Origin of the sequence: Kibdelosporangium banguiense, from assembly GCF_017876405.1 — a bacterium.
In the GTDB taxonomy this organism is placed as follows: Bacteria; Actinomycetota; Actinomycetes; order Mycobacteriales; family Pseudonocardiaceae; genus Kibdelosporangium; species Kibdelosporangium banguiense.
The window spans coordinates 3,250,753-3,270,420 of sequence record NZ_JAGINW010000001.1 but is presented as its reverse complement, the minus strand read 5'-3'; the positions used below and the strand labels follow the sequence as shown (position 1 = coordinate 3,270,420).

The 19,668-nt window shown below is 68.2% G+C and carries 7 protein-coding genes; all 7 read right to left on the bottom strand.

Annotated elements, in window-relative coordinates:
• Window positions 1–114 precede the first annotated feature (114 nt).
• The 7 genes from JOF56_RS15640 to JOF56_RS15610 all read right to left on the bottom strand — a co-directional run bounded on the left by JOF56_RS15640 (window position 115) and on the right by JOF56_RS15610 (window position 19,631).
• Complete coding sequence (locus JOF56_RS15640) at window positions 115–9,630, bottom strand: polymorphic toxin-type HINT domain-containing protein (RefSeq protein ID WP_209638438.1); 9,516 nt, start codon at window positions 9,628–9,630, stop codon at window positions 115–117.
• Window positions 9,631–9,798: 168 nt separating this feature from the next.
• On the bottom strand, window positions 9,799–12,792 hold the full coding sequence (locus tag JOF56_RS15635) for an ATP-binding protein (RefSeq protein WP_307855788.1): 2,994 nt from the start codon (window positions 12,790–12,792) through the stop codon (window positions 9,799–9,801).
• A 93-nt stretch (window positions 12,793–12,885) separates the two neighbouring features.
• Entirely contained in the window at window positions 12,886–14,151 is a 1,266-nt protein-coding gene (locus tag JOF56_RS15630) for a M20 family metallopeptidase (RefSeq protein WP_209638434.1), read from the bottom strand.
• Window positions 14,152–14,368: 217 nt separating this feature from the next.
• Complete coding sequence (locus JOF56_RS15625; protein ID WP_209638431.1) at window positions 14,369–14,638, bottom strand: hypothetical protein; 270 nt, start codon at window positions 14,636–14,638, stop codon at window positions 14,369–14,371.
• A gap of 9 nt (window positions 14,639–14,647) precedes the next feature.
• The gene (gene meaB / locus JOF56_RS15620; protein ID WP_209638429.1) at window positions 14,648–15,616 is read right to left on the bottom strand and encodes a methylmalonyl Co-A mutase-associated GTPase MeaB; all 969 of its coding nucleotides are present in this window, start codon (window positions 15,614–15,616) and stop codon (window positions 14,648–14,650) included.
• Window positions 15,613–17,790, bottom strand: coding sequence for a methylmalonyl-CoA mutase (scpA, locus tag JOF56_RS15615; protein WP_209638427.1), 2,178 nt, complete (start codon window positions 17,788–17,790; stop codon window positions 15,613–15,615). The genes meaB and scpA overlap by 4 nt, the downstream gene beginning before the upstream one ends.
• On the bottom strand, window positions 17,787–19,631 hold the full coding sequence (locus tag JOF56_RS15610) for a methylmalonyl-CoA mutase family protein (RefSeq protein WP_209638425.1): 1,845 nt from the start codon (window positions 19,629–19,631) through the stop codon (window positions 17,787–17,789). Before JOF56_RS15610 ends, scpA begins: the two co-directional genes overlap by 4 nt.
• Window positions 19,632–19,668 lie beyond the last annotated feature (37 nt).

The window sequence follows — 19,668 nt, the reverse complement described above, 5'->3', positions numbered from 1 at the left end:
TCCACGTTCGTGGATCGCATGCCGCCCGACCAGGTCGTGAAGATCAAGTTGTGGACAACCGGGTGCCTGTGGACAACTGCCTGGATCCGGGGCCCCGGGATTTGACAACGTCCGCTATGCCCCCTTTGCGTGCGGCACCGTCGGCTTCCAGGGGAATTTCTTGGACTTGATGGCGTTGCAGATCACGCACAGTATCTGGAAGTTCCCCTCGACTCCCTTGCCACCCTTCGCGTGGGGGAAGCGGTGGTCACCCCGCGCTTCCAAGATGTCGGTGAGGGTGCCCTTCTTCGACTGCGTGGGCGGCCTTAATATGCGCTGGCATTCGGGATTCTCACAGACCAGATTCCCGTTATAGAGCTCCTTGAGCTTGGCGTACAGCTTCGCCTTCAGGCCCTTGGCGAACTCGGACGCCTTGCCCTTGACGCCCTTCGCCACCTTCGACCAGCTGCTTTTGAGCTCCTTCCAACGCTTCTGGATGCCATCGCGCTGTGCGTCGGTGAGGGCCGGGTCGTCGATGTCGAACTTGCGTGCGTTTTCATACGCCTTCGCCCGCTTCGCCTTCGCCTTCGCCTTCGCGATCTTGCCCTGCGGGCACTTGACGTTGTGGACTAGGACCGGTGTGCCGCCGGTGACCACGTAGTAGGTGTGGATCTCGTCGACAGTGAGGTTGTGGACCCGTTGACCGCGCTCGGTCCACCGCTGGACCGCCGTGATCTGCACGTAAGTGCCGGCGGAAGTGCGCAGCAGTTCTCCGGGACGCAGGTCGGTCGCGTCGACCCACGCGTTGCGCTCCTGGACCCAGAACGGGTGGGCGTCGGTGGCAACGACCGTTCCAGTCGCCTCGCCCGCGGCACCGTCAGTGTCCACGGTGATCCGGACCAGGTTCTTGTCGCCCTGGCCGACGATGGTGTCGGTCACCTCACGACCGGCGGTCCGGCCGGTGGTGGGGTCAGTGGCCATGACCTGCTCGCCCGGCTGGATCCGGCTGATCTGCTTCTGGCTGCCGTCCGCCATCAGGACTGGCGTGTCCGGGGCGAAACTGTTGCACTCCTCGGGCTCGGCGGCATCGGCGACATCCGCCGCGTCCGCTGCCTCCGACTCGGCACCGCCGGCAGCGCTGTCGGCAGCGGCACTTTCAGCAGCGCTGTCGGCACCCGCTTTGGCAGCGCCGGCTTCGGCGTCGCGCGCGGCGGCCTCCGCGACATCACGGACAGCGGTCTCACCCGCGGTCGCAGCGCCGCCCGCCGCCTTCCTGATCGCCGAACTGACCAGCGAACCCATGCCGTCGAGCACCCCGGCGGACGCGCCGTTGATCGCGCCCTCGACCAGGGCGTTGCGGAGCATCTCGTTGGGGGTGTGCCCGCCCTCGATCAGGTCGTGGGTGAGGGAGCCGGCGACTCCGGCGAGCGCGGCACAGCCCACCACGCCGACGACGGACTCGCCGACGACCGCGTCACAGCCCACGTTGACCAGGATGTTGACCGCGATCCCGGCGATATCGGCCTGATGGTCGGCTACCCAGATCGCTGCGGTGCTGGCCGCGTCGGCAACCTTGTGCTCTGCGCTCTTGGCCGTGTCGGCGACGGTGTTCGCCGCACCCTTCACCGTGTTCCAGGCGCGGGAGAACCAGCTGTGCCCATCGGGATCGACGGCGTCGATGGGATCCGCGCCGCCGTAGGTGTAGCGGTTGGCGCGTACCGAGGGGCCGCCCGTCTCGAGGTCGTCGATCGAGTCCCGGGAGGCGAAGGCTCCGGCGCCGGGATTGGCCCACCGGGCACCCATGTTGACCAGCTCGGTCGCGGGGTCGGTCCAGTCGCCCTGGAACCCGACCCGGCTCGTCGCGCCCCTGCGGTAGAGGACCTCGCCGAACGGGTCGTAGCCAGTGGAATTGGTGAACCGTAGGGCGCTGGCCCCGGCGTCGAAGCCGGTCACGACGTCACCGTGTTGGTCGGTGACGGCCAGCCATGGGCGCTTGTCGTCGTCCCGGGTGACGCCAAGCAGCTCGCCGTCCGGCATACGGCTGTACTTCTCGGTGCCGTCGGCGATCGGGTCGTCACTGAGACCGGCGTAGGTGAACGCCTGGCCCGAATGGGAAGCGGCCCGGTCAAGGCCGTCGTAGGTGTAGGTGGCAACGCCCGCGCCGACCATCCGGTCGAAGGCGTCGAAGAGGTACTCGTCGACCTTGCCGGAACTGCTCCGCGAACTCAGCGTGCCCCGGGAGGTGTACTCGTAGATGTAATCGCCGTCGGTGAGTAGCCGGTTGCGCTCGTCGAAGACGGCGAGCTTCCTTCCGGCCTGGAGCCGGTTGCCGGCATTGTCCCAGGTGTAGGCGGTGTTGTTGCCCAGTTCGTCGACCCAGGAAGTGAGCCTGCCGATCTGGTCGTGGGTGTAGGTGCTGGTACCGGGCTGCGTGGTGCCGGCGGCGATCCTGGTGGTGATCCGGTCGTTGAGGTCGTAGGTGTAGGTCGTCGATATGCCACGACCACCGCGGGGGTTGCCCAGAGTGTCGGAGGTCAGCCTGCCGAGGACGTCGTAGCGGAAGGTACGCACCCGGCCTTGGCCGTAGTCGATGGTCTCCAGGTTGCCGGTGCCGTTGTAGCCGAACCTCTGGATGGTGCCGGTGCCAGTGTGGGTGGCGGTGCTCAGGCGGCCTTCCATATAGGTGAAGCTGGCACTGCCGGACGCGTCGACACGGTCGAGGATCTGGTCGTCGGCGTTGTAGCGGAAGCTCGCGGTACCGGACGGCCCGGCGGCGACGACGAGGTCACCCCGGTCGTTGTAGGTGAACTTGTTGTCGCCGCTCGGGGTGTTCACGCCGACGAGCTGCCCGGCCGTGTCGTAGGTCAGCGTCCGGTGCGCCTCTGGGGTCTTCGACGAGTCCCCGCCGGTGCCGTCCTCGGCGACCATGCGTCCGCCCGCGTCGTAAGTACGGGTCCGGACGACCCCACCTGGAGCGGTGAGCCGGACGGCAGCGCCGCGTGCGTCGTAGGACGTGGTCCAGGCCCGGTCCGCCAGGTCCGGGTGAGCCCGGGTTGCCGGCTCGATCACCGACTCGGGCAGGTTGAGGGCGTTGAACGTGGTGAACGTCGCGTTGCCGCGGCCGTCGGTGGCCCGCGTGCGGTTGCCCGCAGCGTCGTATCCGAAGGAGATCTCGATCCAGTTCAGCGGACCGGGGTCGTTGGGGTTGCCCTCGTCCGGGCCGCTGACCTTCTCCTGCTGCGTGACCAGACGGTTGGCCGCGTCATAGGTGAAGGTGACGGGGTGCTTGTAGGCATCGGTGGCCCGGACCCGGTTGCCTGCCTTGTCGTAGGTGCTCGTCCGGGTCCGCAGCGGTGTCGTGCCGTCGGTGTCATAGTCGGTCTGGGTGGTGACCTGGCCGGACTGGTCGTAGGTGGCCGTGGCGGTCCGGTAGACACTGTCCGGCTTCTGGTCCTGTGGACCGAGGCGTTCGGAGACCCTGCGGCCCAGGAAGTCGTACCGGAACGTGCTGGCCGTTCCCGCCGAAGCGGTCATGAGCGGTTCGTCTGCGTTGCTGTAGGACGTGGTGGTGACCACGCCACCGGGCGTGGTGGTGCGCGTGAGGTTCCCGGCGGGGTCGTACTGGAACGTCGTGGTGAAGTTGCTGTTGCCGGCGTTCCGCTCGACGTCCGTCTTGGTGATCACACGGTCGAGGTCGTCGTAGGTAACGGTGGTGACGGCGCCAACCGGGTCGGTCTGCGAGAGGATCTCGCCACTGAGCGCGTAGGTGTACGAGTAGAGCGCGCGTTCGGCGTCCGTCGCGCCTGGCCCGTCCGCGGTGATCACGCGGTCGAGCGCGTCGTAGGTGAAGTTGCTGACGTGGTTGAGCGGGTCGACGGTCTGCACCAGGTTGCCGACCCGGTCGTAGGTCACCCGCGTGGTCGGGACGATCGGGCTGTTGGCACCGACGGAGGTGTAGGCAGGCGCGCGCTCAGCGACCAGCTGACCCAGCCTGTCGTAGGAGGCGCTCCGGACGTTGCCGGATTCGTCGCGGTTGGCCACTGCCTCGCCGAAGGCGTTGTATCCCACGGTGATCGTCGGCCGGGTCGTCGTCGGCGTCCGGCCAAAGGTCTCGGCGGTGACCGAGGGCTTGGTGGTGCGGACCTGCCGGCCCAACTCGTCGTTCTGGTACGTCGTCGTGTATGCGGCTGGATCCCCGCCGGCGTTGCCGCGTGGGTCAGTGGTGCCGGTCAGCAATCCTCGCTGGTCGTAGGTGTGGGTCGTCACCCGCGTGTCCCCGTCGCCGGTGACCTCTTGCCGCACGAGGTTGCCGCCGTCGTCGTAGGTCATCCTGGTGACACGGGTGACGGGCGCCCCAGACGGCTGCAGGTCGAGCCCTGACCGCGTGACCCCGGTGACGTTGCCGTTCGGGTCGTAGGTGTAGGCAGTCTTGCGTTTCAGACCGCCAGGGTCGTCCACTGTGGACGCAACACGGCTCGCACTGTCGTAGGTGTTGTCCGTGGTCCGGGTGCGGTCGGCGGTGACCTGACGGGTCCGGTTGCCCACTCCGTCGTAGGTGTTCTCTTCGAGGACGAAGTCGCGGACAGTGCCGTCCGGGCCGTGGAAGTTCTGCAGGATCTTCTGGAACAGCAGGCCGTCGTTGTAGTGGGTGTACCGGGTCGTGCGCCCCATCGCGTCGGTGTGGCTGACCAGCACACCTTCCTGGTCGTAGGCGTACGAGTCCAGTACGACGTCCGCGTCGGCGGTCGCGGGTGCCCCGGAGCCCTTCCGGAGCCGTTTCTCGGTCACCTGGTTGCGGGCGTTGTAGCTGTAGTCGAAGTGCCGGCCGTTGCCGTCCCGCTCCGAGGTCTTGTTGCCGAACCGGTCGAACTCGAACGTGGTCTCGTTGTCCTCGGCGTCGACGACGTTCCACGGGTTGCCGTGCTCGTCGTAGGAGACGTCGGTGTCCCGTGCCGGATCGCCGGTCAGCAGGTCCTTCGTCTCGGCGCCAGTCGGGTTGCCGTCCGCGTCGTAACTGTTGGTGATGCGCAGCTGATGGCGGGTGCCGTCCACCTGGTCGACGGTGACCGGGCTGGTGACAGTGACCTGCCGCGATTCGCCGTCGTAGCCGAAGACGGTGGCCACCCCGCCGGGGAAGGTGTCCGAATAGGAGGTTTCCCGGACCTTGCGGCCAACACCGTCGTAGTCGTACTGGACCCGCGAACCGCTCGGCGAGCTCACCGAAGCGGTATCGCCTGTGGAGTAGTAGTTGTAGAAAGTGGTCTCGCCCCGGCCGTCGGTGACGGAGCTGACCAGTCCCGCCGGGAGCAGTTTGCCGCTGGGGCCGGGGATTCCGAGATCCCCCTTGCTCGTATACGTGTAGGTGGTGGTGCCGGCGCCCGCGACCGTTTTGGTCTGCACCCGGCCCTTGTCGTCATAGTTGTAGCTGGTGAGGTACGTGTTGTCGCCAGGACCGGACGAGCGCGCGTCACGCTTGGCGGTCGGGCGGTTGTTCCTTGGGTCGTAGGGGTCTTGGATGGTCGCCGGATAGGTCCAGTACGTGGTGTGGCACTCGCTTATGGTCCGGCAGGTCGTGTTGGAGGTGACGTTGCCGCGACCGTCGAGCGTCAGCTTGTTCGTCTGGTTCGTCTCGTCGACGAACTGGTTGAGGAAACCTCTGTCGTCGTAGCTGTACGAGCGGATCGCCAGTGCGTCGCCGGGGATCGTGATCGGGTCATCACGGTCGCCGTGGTCGACCACGCAGAAACTCGTGTCCTGCGGGGAAGGCGCAGCGCAGGACTCTGTGGGCACGGTGTGCGGGCTGCCATCGAGCGGCGTCGCGGAACGCAGCAGTTGTCCCGTCAGCGCGTCGTACTCGAACGGATACGGGCGGTCCGCCGGGTCGCTGACCTCGACAGTGCGGCGCAGGTCGGTACCGCCGCCGAACACCGTCGGCTCACTGACGCGCCATGTGCCACCGTGTGAGTCGGTGTAGGTGTCGACCCGGTCGAGGCCGACGTTGTAGGTCACCTGTGCGGCCACCCTGCCACCAGGCGTGGTCATAGTGGTCAGCGCGTTGGAGACGGTGACGCCGGCCCGGTAGTGGTCGCGGACTGTCGTTTGGTCGAGCGCGTAGTGGTAGACGGCGACCTCGTCGATCGCACCGGCGAAGAACCGGCTCGGCGCCGTTCCCCAGCCAGGCCACGAACCTGGTGCGGACGCGTAGGCGGCGCCGATCTGGTTCACATAGGACGTTCCGTCGACAGTGCGGTCGTTGGCCTGGCCGACCTTGACTCCGTTGAGATAGAGGGTCTGGCCGGCACCTGTGCTGGACAGGACGACGTGGTTCCAGCCCACGGAAACGGGCGAGGTGGTCGTGATCGGGTTGCTGGACGCAATGCCGCCGAACTGACCGACCAGGCGCTTGTCCGCGGTCAGGTAGAGGATCGGCGCACCCGAGGTAGGGCCGGCGTCCAGTTTCTTGTCCTGGTAGCCCAGCAGCGGACCACCGGAACCGTTTGCCGTGGCGTTGAACCACAGTTCCACAGTGGACTCACTGGCCGCGCGTGCCGCGTTGTCGCGCAACTGCACCCACGAGGAGGTGCCGTTGAAGGTCGCTGCGGTGTTGGACGTGCCGGGGAGCGAACCAGGCGCGCCGAGAGCGACATTGTGATAGGCACCAGTGTCGACACCAAGGTTGGTGATGTTCTCGCTCTGTGCTGTGGGTTCGCCGGAGGCCTCTCCCAGCCGCCAGTACGACGCGGGACCCGCGTCCATCACCACGCTGCGGTAGTGGGAACCAGCGGCGTAGGTGTAGCGCGTGCAGGGAGCCACTGTCACACCAGGCGGGCAAACCTGGACGAGCTTGTCCCTTTCGTAGGTATAGCGCCAGATCAGTGGACTGGCCGTGGCCGGGTCGGCGCCGTAGGCAGCGACCGGGTCAGTGGTGACGGTGGTGACATGGCCACCTGCCCACGTGAACGACAGTGCGCGGCCGACGCCACCGAAGTCGGCAGTGACGACCTGGACCTTGGTCAGCATCGTGCCGGTGGCGTCGTAGCTCAGCACCACCGACCGGCCCGACGGGTCGGTGATCCTGATCAGCCTGCCAGAAGCCGAGAACTGGTACACCGTGCCCGAACCGTCGAGCAGATTCCACCCGTCGCCGTTCGGAATCAGGGATTCGGTCCGGCCCGGGGGCGGCGAGTACGTTTGGTCCTGCGGGTTGTAGCCGAACCGGAACTGCTGACCGTTGACGTAGGTGACCACGACGTTGCCGGAGGAATCCGGGTCGCTGGTCAGCCGCATGTCGTAGCGGTTGGACCAGCCCTCGCCAAACATGCTGTCGCGCCGGGGATCGAGGCTGTTGTAGGTGCGCAGCACCGACAGTGCCGGACCGGCGTTGGCCACCACGGCATCGGTGGCCCGGGTGGTGTAGTTGCCCGACTGGGGATCGAACGCGTTGCCCGCGATCCCGGCCTGGGCGGAGGACAGCAGGGCGGCGACCTTCGGCTGCGGCACGAAGGTCAGCAATGCCGAGTACGGGCTCGGTGCGCCTTCCTGCCCGTTGACGCTGACGAATGCCCGCCACTGGTAGGTCCGGTTCCAGCGCAACCGATTCGCCGGTATCTGCAGCGTACGGCTGGGTGCCGAGTGACTGGTGCAGTTCACCGGTGCCTTGGCCGCGTTGGTGTCGCAGATCTCGAACCGGTAGGTCCTGGTCGCGCCTGGTGCGGCGGTCCCATTGGACACTGTGCTCAGTTGCGGGGTCAGAGTCGGTGCCTGGTACCCGTTGGGCGGGTACAGATCACGGATCACCTGCGAGCCGTCGGGCACCATCAACGTGACCGAAAGGCTGCGGGCGAACGGACTCCCGGTCTGGCCGGTGGTGTGCATCATCGTGAAGGTCAGGCGATGCGAGCCGGGCGGCAGCGCCTCGATGACGGCGTCAAGCTGCACTTTCGCATTCGTGGGCACGCTGCCCGCGAGCGAGGCGGCCACTACCCGGTACGGGCTGCCATCCACCTGGTATGTCAGGTTGACACTCGAGGGGTCCCATGTGGCGGGACCGGTGTTGGTGACGCTGACTTTGAGGGTGCCAGGCTTGGTCTCGAGCACCGGCGGGTTGGGCACAGCGTTGTCGATGTCGTACTGGGCGTCGTAGTCGCTGTGGGTCACCCACAGCACCGGCTGGACGTTGGAAGTGGTGCCACCAAAGGACTTCCATGCCGTCGGATCGGTGTCCGACGCCCGCAGCGACAGGCCGTTGTTCTTGGCCGGATCGGTGACCCACTGCCGCACCAAGGCCGCCCCGGCCGTGAGCAGCCCCATGTTCTCCCACGTGGCAGGGCAGCTCGCGCCGGTGGCATCAGGCGTGGACCGGTGGGCGAACGTGGCGCTGGCCAGTGCGTTGCCCACGGCAGGGCCGGGGTAGGAGTAGCGACCATCGGGTGTCCACGGCTCGGTCACCGGGTACACCCCGATCGGGCGGGGTGTGCAGGAATCGGCGCCCTGGTTGTACAGGCTCAGGCTGGCGCCGAAGATCGCCTGGCCGCGCAAGGTGTCGGCCAGACCGTTGAACTTGAGGTAGGACGCGGTGGGCACGCCCCCTGACATCCCTGCCGGCAGCGTGGCGCTACCCGGCACCGTACCGCTGCCTTGCACGACCATGCTCGTGTCTGCCAGGCCACGGTCGATTGTGGACTCAACGGTGGGGTCCACTTCGACCGGATAGACCCGCTCCGGGGCGTCCAGCCACGCGGAGTCCAGCGTGACCTGCAACGCGGGAGCGTCGCCGGCCTTGACGAGCTCGTAGCGGACTCCGGTGGAGGTGGCCGGTCGCTGTCCGGTGTCGTTCATGAAGCCGGGCGGGATCACGCCTCGTGGCTTGCCCGAGCTGTCGGTGAGGACCACCTTGCCGCCGGCCATGCTCGCCGACAATCCCGAAAGGTGCAGGGGGAACACGAACGAGCGGGGCGCCTTCGGCGACCGCAGAACCAGGATCTCCTTGACCGAACCGGCCTTGGCCTGCAGCCGCAGATCGGTCTCGGCAAGGGCACCGGGATACGTCACCGTGTCCCCGTCGGCCCGACCGGCGGTGTGCGTAGCACCGTTGAGACCAAAGGAAATCGCGTGCTCCGCGTCCAGGCCGATCGTCGCCACATCGCGGGCGTCGGCCCACTCGGCCAGCCGTAGGTTCACCGCGTCGGCGGTGTTACGCCAGCCTCCGCCGTCAGCTGGGGTCAACTTGGTGCCGACTGGCGCCCATGAGCCGTCTGGCTTGCGGTAGTGCACGGGATCGACGGAGAACTCGGTGCTCCGGCTGCCATCGGGGTTGTCGTAGGTGCGATGGGACGCACCCCTTGCCTCGGGCACCTCGCGGCTGAGCTTCGGATCGAACCCGGTCACCGGGGCTTCCGGCAGGGTCTTGACGGGCTGGGCCTCCTGGCGTGTGAAGTCCAGTGCCGGATACAGGCCGCGTGACGACTGCGGCACCGTCCGGTTGCCCGACGATGCCGTCACCACGTGCGGCTTGCCCGCGGCAGAACCCTGCCGTTGTTCTGGCCGTGTCGCCGATCCGCCCACTCCCCAGGCCGAGGAGCCGAACGGATTGGCATCCCCCGGCCACAGCGAGGTGAGAACACCGTCACCGGTGGCACTCAGAAACACCATGCAGACAAGAAGCAAAGTGACAGGTCTAGCCAGCCGAATCACTGCCGGACTCCCGGGTCGAGGAGGAAATATCAGGCAAAAGCCACGGGACAGCTCAACATCCGTGCGGCGGGAGAACCAGGAACGACGACCGGCAGAAAAATCGGCAGAAATCACGTTTGCCAAAAGCTATGAATGCCTGATCGCCGCCACGGTCTGTGGAGTCAGGAGCAGGGCCTGGGCGATCTGACGATCGGTACGCCCGGCGGAGCGCAGCACCGCGACCCGGTGCTCGATGATCGACAGGCTGGGGGCGGCCGGCGGAACCGGTCCTGGCCGCACGCCGACGGCCACGAGCTCCGCGCGTATCTGGTCGGCCAGCACCCTGCTGCCGCAGATCTCTGCCTGGTCCAGGGCCTGGCCGAGGGTCCGTCGACCGGCGTCGAGGTCACCGGCCCGGCAGGCGGCCATTCCCCATTCGTACCGGGCACGGGCCGACTCCAACCGGGCAGGCGACAACTCCAGCACGGCAACGGCCTCTGCCAGCAGCGCACGGCCCTCAGCGCCGCCGGTGACTGCGCCCAGGCAGCACAGACTGGCCCCGATCACCCGTGGAGTACCCCATCGGTGTGCCAGTTCCAGTTCCTCGGCGGCCAGCCGCCGCGCTTCCTCCCGCCGCCCGAGCGCCGCGTGGATCCGTGCGGCCTGCAACCGCCACGAAGCCACTGCCGGGTTGCCTGCTCCGTCCTGTTTCTCGTGGCTGCCGTACGCCAGCAGCATGGCCAACGCACCGCCCATGTTGCCCAGTCCGGCCTGCACCTTGCAGTGGCTCAGCAACACCGGTACCCACAGGACCGTCTCCGCCTCGGTGGTGACACCGCCGTGCTGGGCCAGTACTTCGGCTGCCCCGGCCAGATCCCCGCGTTCGATCAACGAGCCGACCACCGTGTTCACGAACGACAGCCTTGCCCGGGCGTCGGTGATGTCCACGCCTTCCGCCCCGGCGCGAACGAGCTGCGGGGTGAGCGGGATCTGTTCGCCCCGCCGGGCCTGGACGTTGAGCAGCCCGGCCAGCGCCTGCGAGCTCATCCGGGTCGAACCGCACCGGACGGCCAGCTCACCCATCTGTTCGAACCGCATCACCGCGTCGTCAAGCCGGTCGGTGGCGGTGTAGCCGATGCCTGCGATCGCCAGCATGAGCCCGGCCTGGCCGCCGGCCGGCAGTTCCCCGCGCAGCGCGCGGTCGAGCAGGTCGTTGACGACCGCCGCGCTTGCTTCCCCCACCAAGCCCGCGACTGCCAGCGCCAGGAGGACCGCGCGCTGGCCGGGAGTGTCGCCCGCCACGTCGTGTTCGCGCAGGCGTCTGGCCCACTGCCGGGCGACACCGATGGTGGACGGGTACTCATAGCCGATCATCACGAGCTGGGCCTGCAGGTGCCACGACACCTCCTGGCCAGCCGCCTCGGTGACGTCCAGTTCCGCGATGGCCTGTTCGAGAACCTCGACGGCCCGTTGCTGGCGGTGCGCGGCGAACAAAGCATCGGCGAGAAGGCCCGCTGCGCGGCCGCGGGCAAGCGGATCGGACAACGAGGACATGGCCAGGCTCAGCCGGCCCGCCGCCGCTTCCGGGTCGGTGAACACCTCGTCGGACCCCAGTTCCAGCAGGAGATCACCACGCTGTTCGGCCGCTGCCGGTTCACGCAACGCGCGCCGCAGGTAGCGCGCACCGGCCTCCGGCGCTCCCCGGCCCCGAGCCACTCGGGCGGCTTCGCGCAAGGCGTCCACCCGCCAACTCCCGTCGCCGGGCTCGGCGAGCAGCAAGTGCGCCGCCACCGCGTCGGCTGCCGATCCTTCGGCGTACAACAGCTCCGCCGCCCGCGCGTGCCCGACGGCCAGTTCCACCGGTGTCATGACCGACTCCGCGATCGCGGCACGGATCAGTGGGTGGCTGAACCGCGCCACCTCGCTCGCGCCCAGCACACCGATCTGCCGCAGCCGGTCGGCGTGGACCAGGCTTTCGGCCTCACCGAGCCCACTCAACGCGGCCGCGACATGCCATCCGGTCCCGTCCCCCAGAACCACCAGCGCTCGGGCAAGACGGCGGGTCGCCTCGTCCTGACGGGCCAACTGCCTGACGACAGTGGCAGCCAGCAACCGTCCCCTGAACTCCGCCACCAGATGCGACTGTCCGGCCGTGGGCTCGACGCGGTGCTCTCGCAGCGTCCGGAGCAGTTCCCGCACCAGCAGCGGGTTACCTTCCCCCGCCATCGCACACGCGGCACAGAACGTCGAGTCGGCGTCGTGGCCCAGTTCGGCACGCACCCATCGGGCGACTGCGTCGACGGAGAGAGCCGGCAGTGTCATGCGGTGACAAGCCGTCTGCGCCTCGATCCGTTCCAGCATCGGCTCAGCCGGATCAGTTCCGGCAGGTCTGGCGGCCAGGACCAGCAACACCGGCAGGCCAGTGATCCTCCGCGTCAGATAGTCCAGCCACCGCAAGGACGGTAGATCCGCCCAGTGTGCGTCGTCCACGACGAGCAAGACCGGTCCGCCGTCGCAGGTGTGCACGATCAGCCAGTACAGACTGTGCAGCAACCCCGGCAGCCCGTCGGGCGGCAGCGGCGTGGCCCCGGCACCCAGGATCTGGGTCGCCTGCCCGGCAGGACCGGCCAACAGCCGATCACGCACAGCCGCGGGAGCCTGGGTCAGGATCTGCTCCAGCATCTGCCGGACCACCCCGAAGGCGAAGTCCTGTTCCAGTTCCCCGCCACTGGCCCGCACCACGCGTGCGCCCCGCGTTGCCTCCCGGTCTGCCAGGACATTCAGCAGCGACGTCTTGCCCATGCCGGCCCCGGCCCGTACCAGTGCCGCCGCGCCTTCCCCTGCCTGTGCCGCCTCCGCCAGGCGCTCCAATGTCGCCAGCTGGCCGTCGCGGTCGAACAGCGCCACGTTCGCCGCCCGGGTGGTGTCACCGCGACGCGCGGTGCCCAGGAACGCAGCCGCATCGTCGTCGCTCAGCCCGAGTGCGTCCGCAAGCAGCTCGATCGTGCGACGCTGCGGACGGCCACGCCGCCCCCGTTCGAGGTCGCCGATCGCCCGGACGCTCAGCCCGGCCGCCGCTGCCAGCTCCTCCTGAGTAAGTCCTGCCGAGCGCCGGAAGCCCAGCAACAGGTCCCCGAACACACTCAACGGCAGGCCGCCGGAGTGCGAAGGTCACGTCCCGACACCCGTCCAGCAATCCATGCCCGGCTGGACGGGTCAAGACCTGAGTCAGGTTTACGCCGCGAGGGCTGTCAGCGCGGTGTGCACCATCACCCGGACACCGGTCAGCAGGGCGCGTTCGTCCAGCTGGAAGGTGGGTTGGTGCAGATCGCGCATGACTCCGTCACCTGGCCAGACGCCCAGGCGGGCGAATGAGCCGGGCACATGCTCCAGGTACCAGCCGAAGTCCTCGCCACCGGATGACTGCTTGGTCCCGGCCAGGGCGTCGGCGCCCAGGGCGGACTCGATGCCGGCCCGCAGGATGGCGGTGCTCTCGCCGTCGTTCACGACCGGCGGCACGCCACGGCGGTGGTGCAGTTCGTAGCCGACGCCCAGCGGCGTGACCAGGGACTGGACGAGGCCCGCGACCAGGGGCTCGAGGTCTTCCCAGACCTCGTGGTCGCCGGTGCGCAGCGTGCCGCGCAGCAGGCCCTGCTCAGGCACCGCGTTGGGGGCCTCACCGGCGTGCACGGCGCCCCAGACCAGCACAGTGCCGGATCGGGGGTCCACACGGCGGGAGAGCAGCGCGGGCAGGCCCGTGATGACCGTGCCAAGGGCGTGGACCAGGTCGGCGGTCAGGTGCGGACGGGAGGTGTGGCCGCCTGGCGACGTGAGGCGAAGCTCGATCAGGTCTGCGGCGGAGGTGATCGCGCCGACGCGCGTGCCGACCCGGCCGACCTCGACACGCGGGTCGCAGTGCAGCCCGAAGATGCGCTCGACGCCCTGCAGGGCGCCTGCTTCGATCATGTCGAGCGCGCCGCCGGGCATGACCTCCTCGGCCGGCTGGAAGATCAGCCGGACACGGCCGGGCAGCTCCGGCGCGGAGGCCAGCGCGAGCGCCGCGGCGAGCAGGATGGTCGTGTGCGCATCGTGACCACATGAATGCGCCACGCCGTCCACCCTGGACGCGAACGGCAGTCCAGTCGCCTCCTGCAACGGCAAAGCGTCGATGTCCGCACGCAGTGCGACACACCGGTCACCGGAGCCGACTTCGCAGATCAGGCCCGTTCCAGTTGGACTGATGATCGGCTGCAGACCGGCTGAGGCCAGCATGGTGGCAAGCAGCTGGGTGGTCTGGAACTCCTGCCTGGACAGTTCCGGGTGGGCGTGGATGTGGCGGTACCAGGCGACGATGTCGGCGATACTCCCGGACAGCCAACCGTCCAACCAGGACGGGCCGCGACCGGCGCCGATGTCCTCCACAGTGGGCATACTGACGGCCGTGTCAGTGATCAGCACCTCGGGGTCGCCCTCCGGGGCGTGTGAGTCCAGAACAGTCATGCCGCACCTCCGCGGCAGCACCGCTTGCCGCGGTACCGGGATTGAGCTTCGTGTGTCTTAGTGACATCGTGCACGGTCGGCGCAACATAAGTGTCACTCGCACATCATCCTGCACCATCGCCCTAAAGCCCCGCTGAGCAACCTGATGATCAAACCGGTCGCCGGTAGGACGGATGCGCCGAACGGCAGAGCAAGATTCAGTCTGGCTGAAGCCCGCTCACTTCGCCTTGCGCTTGGCCCGGGCCCGGTGCCCGAGGATCACGATTCCGAGCAGCACAACCGCGATGACACCGATGACCAGGCGCTGCCGGGAGTTGGCGGCGTCCTGCTCGGTGGGCGGCGTCTCGATCGTGGGCCCGGCGGGCGCGGTGGCGGTCTGCTGGGCAAAGGGAGCCAGTTGGACGTGCGGCTGGACAGCGGCGTTGGCTGCCCCTACGGGCAGGAAAAACAGCACAACGAGCGCACACGCGACCACTGCTCGCACCATGGCTCGAATTTAGCGCACACCGAAGGCCTTGAGGATGCGCTCGGCTGCCAACGATGGGGTGACTCTGCCGTCACGGACATCACGCTCCAGTTCAGGCGTGACGGACCGGACTTCGGGATGGTCCTTCAGCCGGGTCATCAGCGTGTCGCGGACCATCGACCAGGTCCACTCGACCTGCTGGGTGCGGCGCTTGGCGGCCAGTTCGCCCGCTTCGTCCAGTTTCTTGTGGTGTTGCTCGATCTGCTCCCAGACCTTCGCAAGACCGTCGCCGGTCAGTCCGCTGCAGGTCAGCACCGGTGGCGTCCAGATCTCGTCGCCACTACGCAGCATCCGCAACGCGCCAGCGAGTTCCCGGGCCGCCTTGCCTGCCTCTTTGGCGTGCTCGCCGTCGGCCTTGTTCACCGCGACCACGTCTGCCAGCTCAAGGACACCTTTTTTGATGCCTTGCAGCTGGTCACCGGTCCGCGCGAGGGTCAGGAACAAAAAACAGTCGACCATGTTGGCCACCGTGATCTCCGACTGGCCGACGCCGACGGTCTCGACAAGCACGATGTCGTACCCGGCCGCCTCCATCAGCACGATCGTCTCGCGGGTCGCGCGGGCGACGCCGCCGAGCGTGCCGGAGGTCGGCGACGGCCGGATGAACGCCGCCTGGTCGACCGCGAGCCGGGCCATCCGGGTCTTGTCCCCCAGGATGCTGCCGCCGGTCCGGCTGGACGACGGGTCGACCGCGAGCACAGCCACCTTGTGCCCCGCCGCCGTCAGCATGGTGCCGAGCGCGTCGATGAAGGTCGACTTGCCCACGCCGGGCACGCCCGTGATGCCTACGCGATGGGCGTTGCCGGCGTGCGGGAGCAGTTCGACGAGCAGCTCCTGCGCCTGCCGGCGGTGATCGGCCCTGGCCGATTCGACCAGGGTGATCGCCCGGGACAGGGTCGCCCGGTTGCCCTCCAGGACGCCCGCCGCGTAGTCCATCATGAGTGCCCGAGCTGCTCGGAGAGTTTGGCGAGCAGGTCTGTGACCGCGTCGGCGATCACGGTGCCAGGCGGGAAGATCGCGGCCGCGCCGGCCTCGCGGAGCGCGTCGAAGTCCTGCGGCGGGATCACGCCGCCGACCACGATCATGATGTCCGGCCTGCCGTGCTCGGCGAGTTCCTTGCGCAACGCGGGCACGAGCGTCAGGTGCCCGGCGGCCAGCGACGACACGCCCACGACGTGCACGTCCGCCTCGATCGCCTGGCGGGCGACCTCGGCCGGGGTCTGGAACAGCGGGCCCACGTCCACGTCGAAGCCCAGGTCGGCGAACGCGGTGGCGATCACCTTCTGGCCGCGGTCGTGCCCGTCCTGGCCCATCTTGGCGACCAGGATGCGCGGGCGGCGCCCTTCCGCCTCGGCGAACGCGTCGACCACCCGCCGCGCGGAGTCCACATTCGACACCCCGGTTCCGACCTCCTCGCGGTAGACCCCGGAAATCGTACGGATCTGCCCGGCGTGCCGGCCCCAGACCCGCTCCAGCGCACCGGAGATCTCACCGACCGTCGCCTTGGCCCTGGCCGCGTCGATCGCGAGTGCCAGCAGGTTTCCGTCACTTTCGGCGGCCGATGTCAGCCGCCGCAACGCGTCCTGCACCGCCTGCGGGTCACGCTCGGCCTTGAGGCGTTCCAGCTTCGCCAGCTGCTGCGCCCGCACCCCGGCATTGTCCACTTTGAGCACTTCGATCTGCTCGTCGGCATCGCTGAGCCGGTACTTGTTCACGCCGATGACCGGCTGGCGGCCGGAGTCGATCCGGGCCTGGGTACGGGCCGCGGCCTCCTCGATGCGCAGCTTGGGGATGCCGGCGTCGATCGCCTTGGCCATCCCGCCGGCCTGCTCGACCTCGCTGATGTGCCCCCAGGCCTGGTGCGCCAGTTCGTAGGTCAGTCGCTCGACGAAAGCACTGCCGCCCCACGGGTCGATCACGCGGGTCGTACCCGATTCCTGTTGCAGCACAAGCTGAGTGTTGCGCGCGATCCGGGCAGAGAAGTCCGTCGGCAACGCCAGTGCCTCGTCCAAAGCGTTGGTGTGCAACGACTGCGTGTGCCCCTGGGTGGCGGCCATCGCCTCGACACAGGTCCGGACCACGTTGTTGTATACGTCCTGCGCGGTCAGCGACCAGCCCGAGGTCTGGCTGTGCGTCCGCAGCGACAACGACTTCGACGACTTCGGCTCGAACTGGGCGACCAGTTTGGACCACAGCAGCCGGGCCGCACGCAGCTTGGCGACCTCCATGAAGAAGTTCATCCCGATCGCCCAGAAGAACGACAGCCGCGGCGCGAACTTGTCGATGTCCAGGCCGCCTGCCAGGCCTGCGCGGATGTACTCGACGCCGTCGGCCAGGGTGTAGGCCAGCTCCAGATCGGCGGTCGCCCCGGCCTCCTGCATGTGGTAGCCGGAGATCGAGATCGAGTTGTACTTCGGCATGTGCTGCGAGGTGAACGCGAAGATGTCGGAGATGATCCGCATCGACTGCGCGGGCGGGTAGATGTAGGTGTTGCGGACCATGAACTCCTTGAGGATGTCGTTCTGGATGGTCCCGGCCAGCTGCTCCGGCGGCACACCCTGCTCCTCGGCCGCGACCACGTACAACGCCAGCACCGGCAACACGGCGCCGTTCATGGTCATCGACACGCTCATCTTGTCCAGCGGGATGCCCTCGAACAGCTGGCGCATGTCGTAGATCGAGTCGATCGCGACACCGGCCATGCCCACGTCACCGGTCACACGCGGGTGGTCGGAGTCGTAACCGCGGTGGGTGGCCAGGTCGAACGCGACCGACAGGCCCTTCTGACCGGCCGCGAGGTTGCGGCGGTAGAAGGCATTCGACTCCTCGGCGGTGGAGAACCCGGCGTACTGACGGATGGTCCACGGCTGGGTCACGTACATCGCCGGATACGGCCCGCGCAGGAACGGCGCGATGCCTGGGTAGGTGCCCAGGAAATCCAGGCCCCGCAGGTCTTCGGCGGTGTAGACGGGCTTGACGCCGATGCCCTCGGGCGTCTCCCACACCAGTGCGTCCGCGGCCTTGCCGGTGGACTCGGCCAGGGCCGCCTGCCAGCCGGCGATCCCGGCGGGGCCCGGCTCGCCCAGTTTGACGTCCGTGAAATCGGGGATCATGCGCCCACTCCCAACGTCTTCAGGGTATCGCGCAGCACACCGAGCGCGTCGGTTCCAACGTGGACATACCCGTCGATGCCGTCGACCTCACCTCGGCCGGCCAGAAGAATCCTGACCGCGCCCGCGTCACGAAGCGCTTTGACCACATCTGGGACGCGCTCGGCATACAGATTGTCCGGGCCGCAGACGCACGCGATCTGCGCGCCACTCTCGGTGAACGCGCTCGCGACTTCCTCGGCTGTACTGGTGGGTCCGGCGTTCGGTGTCTCGATACCGCCTGTCTGGAACAGGTTCGCCGCGAAACTCGCCCGTGCGGTGTGCGCGGCAATCGGGCCTAGCGTGGCCAGGAAGACCTTCGGGCGCTGCGGCTGGGCATCCGACAAGTCCCGGAGTTCCTCGTACGCCTCGGCCAGCCGGACCTGCGGCAGCCCGCCCGACGGCCCCGCGGACGCGGGCTTGCGGACGACCGGTTTCTCCTTGATGTCAGGGAATTCGCTCACACCGGTGAGCGGATCCTTGCGGCGCGCCAAGTTGCGTGACCGGCGCTGCCATGTCTCGCCGAGCCTGTCCTCCACCAGCCCGGAGTCCAACGCCTTGACCAGGCCACCCGCGGCCTCGATCTGCTGGAAGAACGCCCATCCGGCACGCGCCAGCTCGTCGGTCAGCTTCTCGACGTAGTACGAGCCGCCCGCCGGGTCGACCACTCCGGCCACTTTGGACTCTTCGAGCAGCACGGCGTGGGTGTTGCGGGCGATCCGGCGGGCGAAGTCGTCCGGCAGCCCGATCGCGTCGTCGAACGACAGCACTGTCACGGAGTCCGCGCCGCCGACACCCGCTCCGAAGCAGGCCAGCGTGGTCCGCAGCATGTTCACCCACGGATCGCGCCGGGTCATCATCACCGGCGACGTCACCGCGTGCTGCCGCTGCGCCATCGCTGGAACGCCACAGACCTCGGTGACCCGAGCCCACAACCGGCGCGCGGCGCGCAGTTTGGCGATGGTCAGGAACTGGTCCGCACTCGCGGCATAACGGAATTCCAGCTGGCCGGCGGCCTGTTCGACACTGAGCCCGGCGTCGGTGAGAGCCCGCAGGTACGCCACGCCCGTGGCGATCGACAGGCCCAGTTCCTGCGAGTCCGAGCCGCCTGCCTGGTGATACGGCAGTGCGTCGGCGACGATCGTGCGGAGCTCGGGGAACTCGGCCGCGATCCGGACGGCCAACTGGACAGCGCCGTCGAGATCCTGCGCGGCACCAGTCCTTGCCCGCAGACCGAGCGGGTCGGCGCCCAGGTTGCCGCCTACTTCGCTGGCCGGGACGGCCTTGTCCGAATGCACTTCGAGCAGGACGTCAGCCGCCTCGAGGAACGCCGCACCGGCCTCCAGCACAACCGGCGCGAGGTCGACGTAGACCTCGTCGAGTACGTCGGGCAACGCCGAAATCGGCAGACCGGCATCGCCGACGACCAGCCAAAGCGAGGTCACGCCGTGCTCCAGGTCCGCGAGCACGGCCTTGCGGGCGACCTTCGGATCGGGGTGAGCGTGCCGTTGCCGCACATCCCAGCCGGTGGTCACGCCACCTTCGGGCCGCGCACCCCGGACGAACGGGGGCAGGCCCGGCATGCCGGCAGGCGGGGCGACGTCGTCGGCCGTGTAGAGCGGATGGACCACGATGTCGTCGTACGTCTTCGTCGCGATCAGGTCGTCGGCGTGGCCGTCGAACCCCTCGGGCAGCTTGCCTGATTTGCGCAGCACGCCGGCGATCAGCTCCTGCCACTGCTCCCGCTGTGGCGTGGGGAACTGGGCGGCGAGGACCAGCTCGTCTTGCTCCGGCGCCTGACTCATAGCACGTGATGCTAGTGAAGCGTCCTAAAGCCGGACT

Excerpts from the sequence above, each read along its gene's own strand:
- JOF56_RS15640 (WP_209638438.1), bottom strand. The coding sequence starts at position 9,630 with ATGGTGTTTCTGAGTGCCACCGGTGACGGTGTTCTCACCTCGCTGTGG.
- JOF56_RS15630 (WP_209638434.1), bottom strand. The coding sequence starts at position 14,151 with ATGACTGTTCTGGACTCACACGCCCCGGAGGGCGACCCCGAGGTGCTG.
- JOF56_RS15625 (WP_209638431.1), bottom strand. The coding sequence starts at position 14,638 with ATGGTGCGAGCAGTGGTCGCGTGTGCGCTCGTTGTGCTGTTTTTCCTG.
- meaB (WP_209638429.1), bottom strand. The coding sequence starts at position 15,616 with ATGATGGACTACGCGGCGGGCGTCCTGGAGGGCAACCGGGCGACCCTG.
- scpA (WP_209638427.1), bottom strand. The coding sequence starts at position 17,790 with ATGATCCCCGATTTCACGGACGTCAAACTGGGCGAGCCGGGCCCCGCC.
- JOF56_RS15610 (WP_209638425.1), bottom strand. The coding sequence starts at position 19,631 with ATGAGTCAGGCGCCGGAGCAAGACGAGCTGGTCCTCGCCGCCCAGTTC.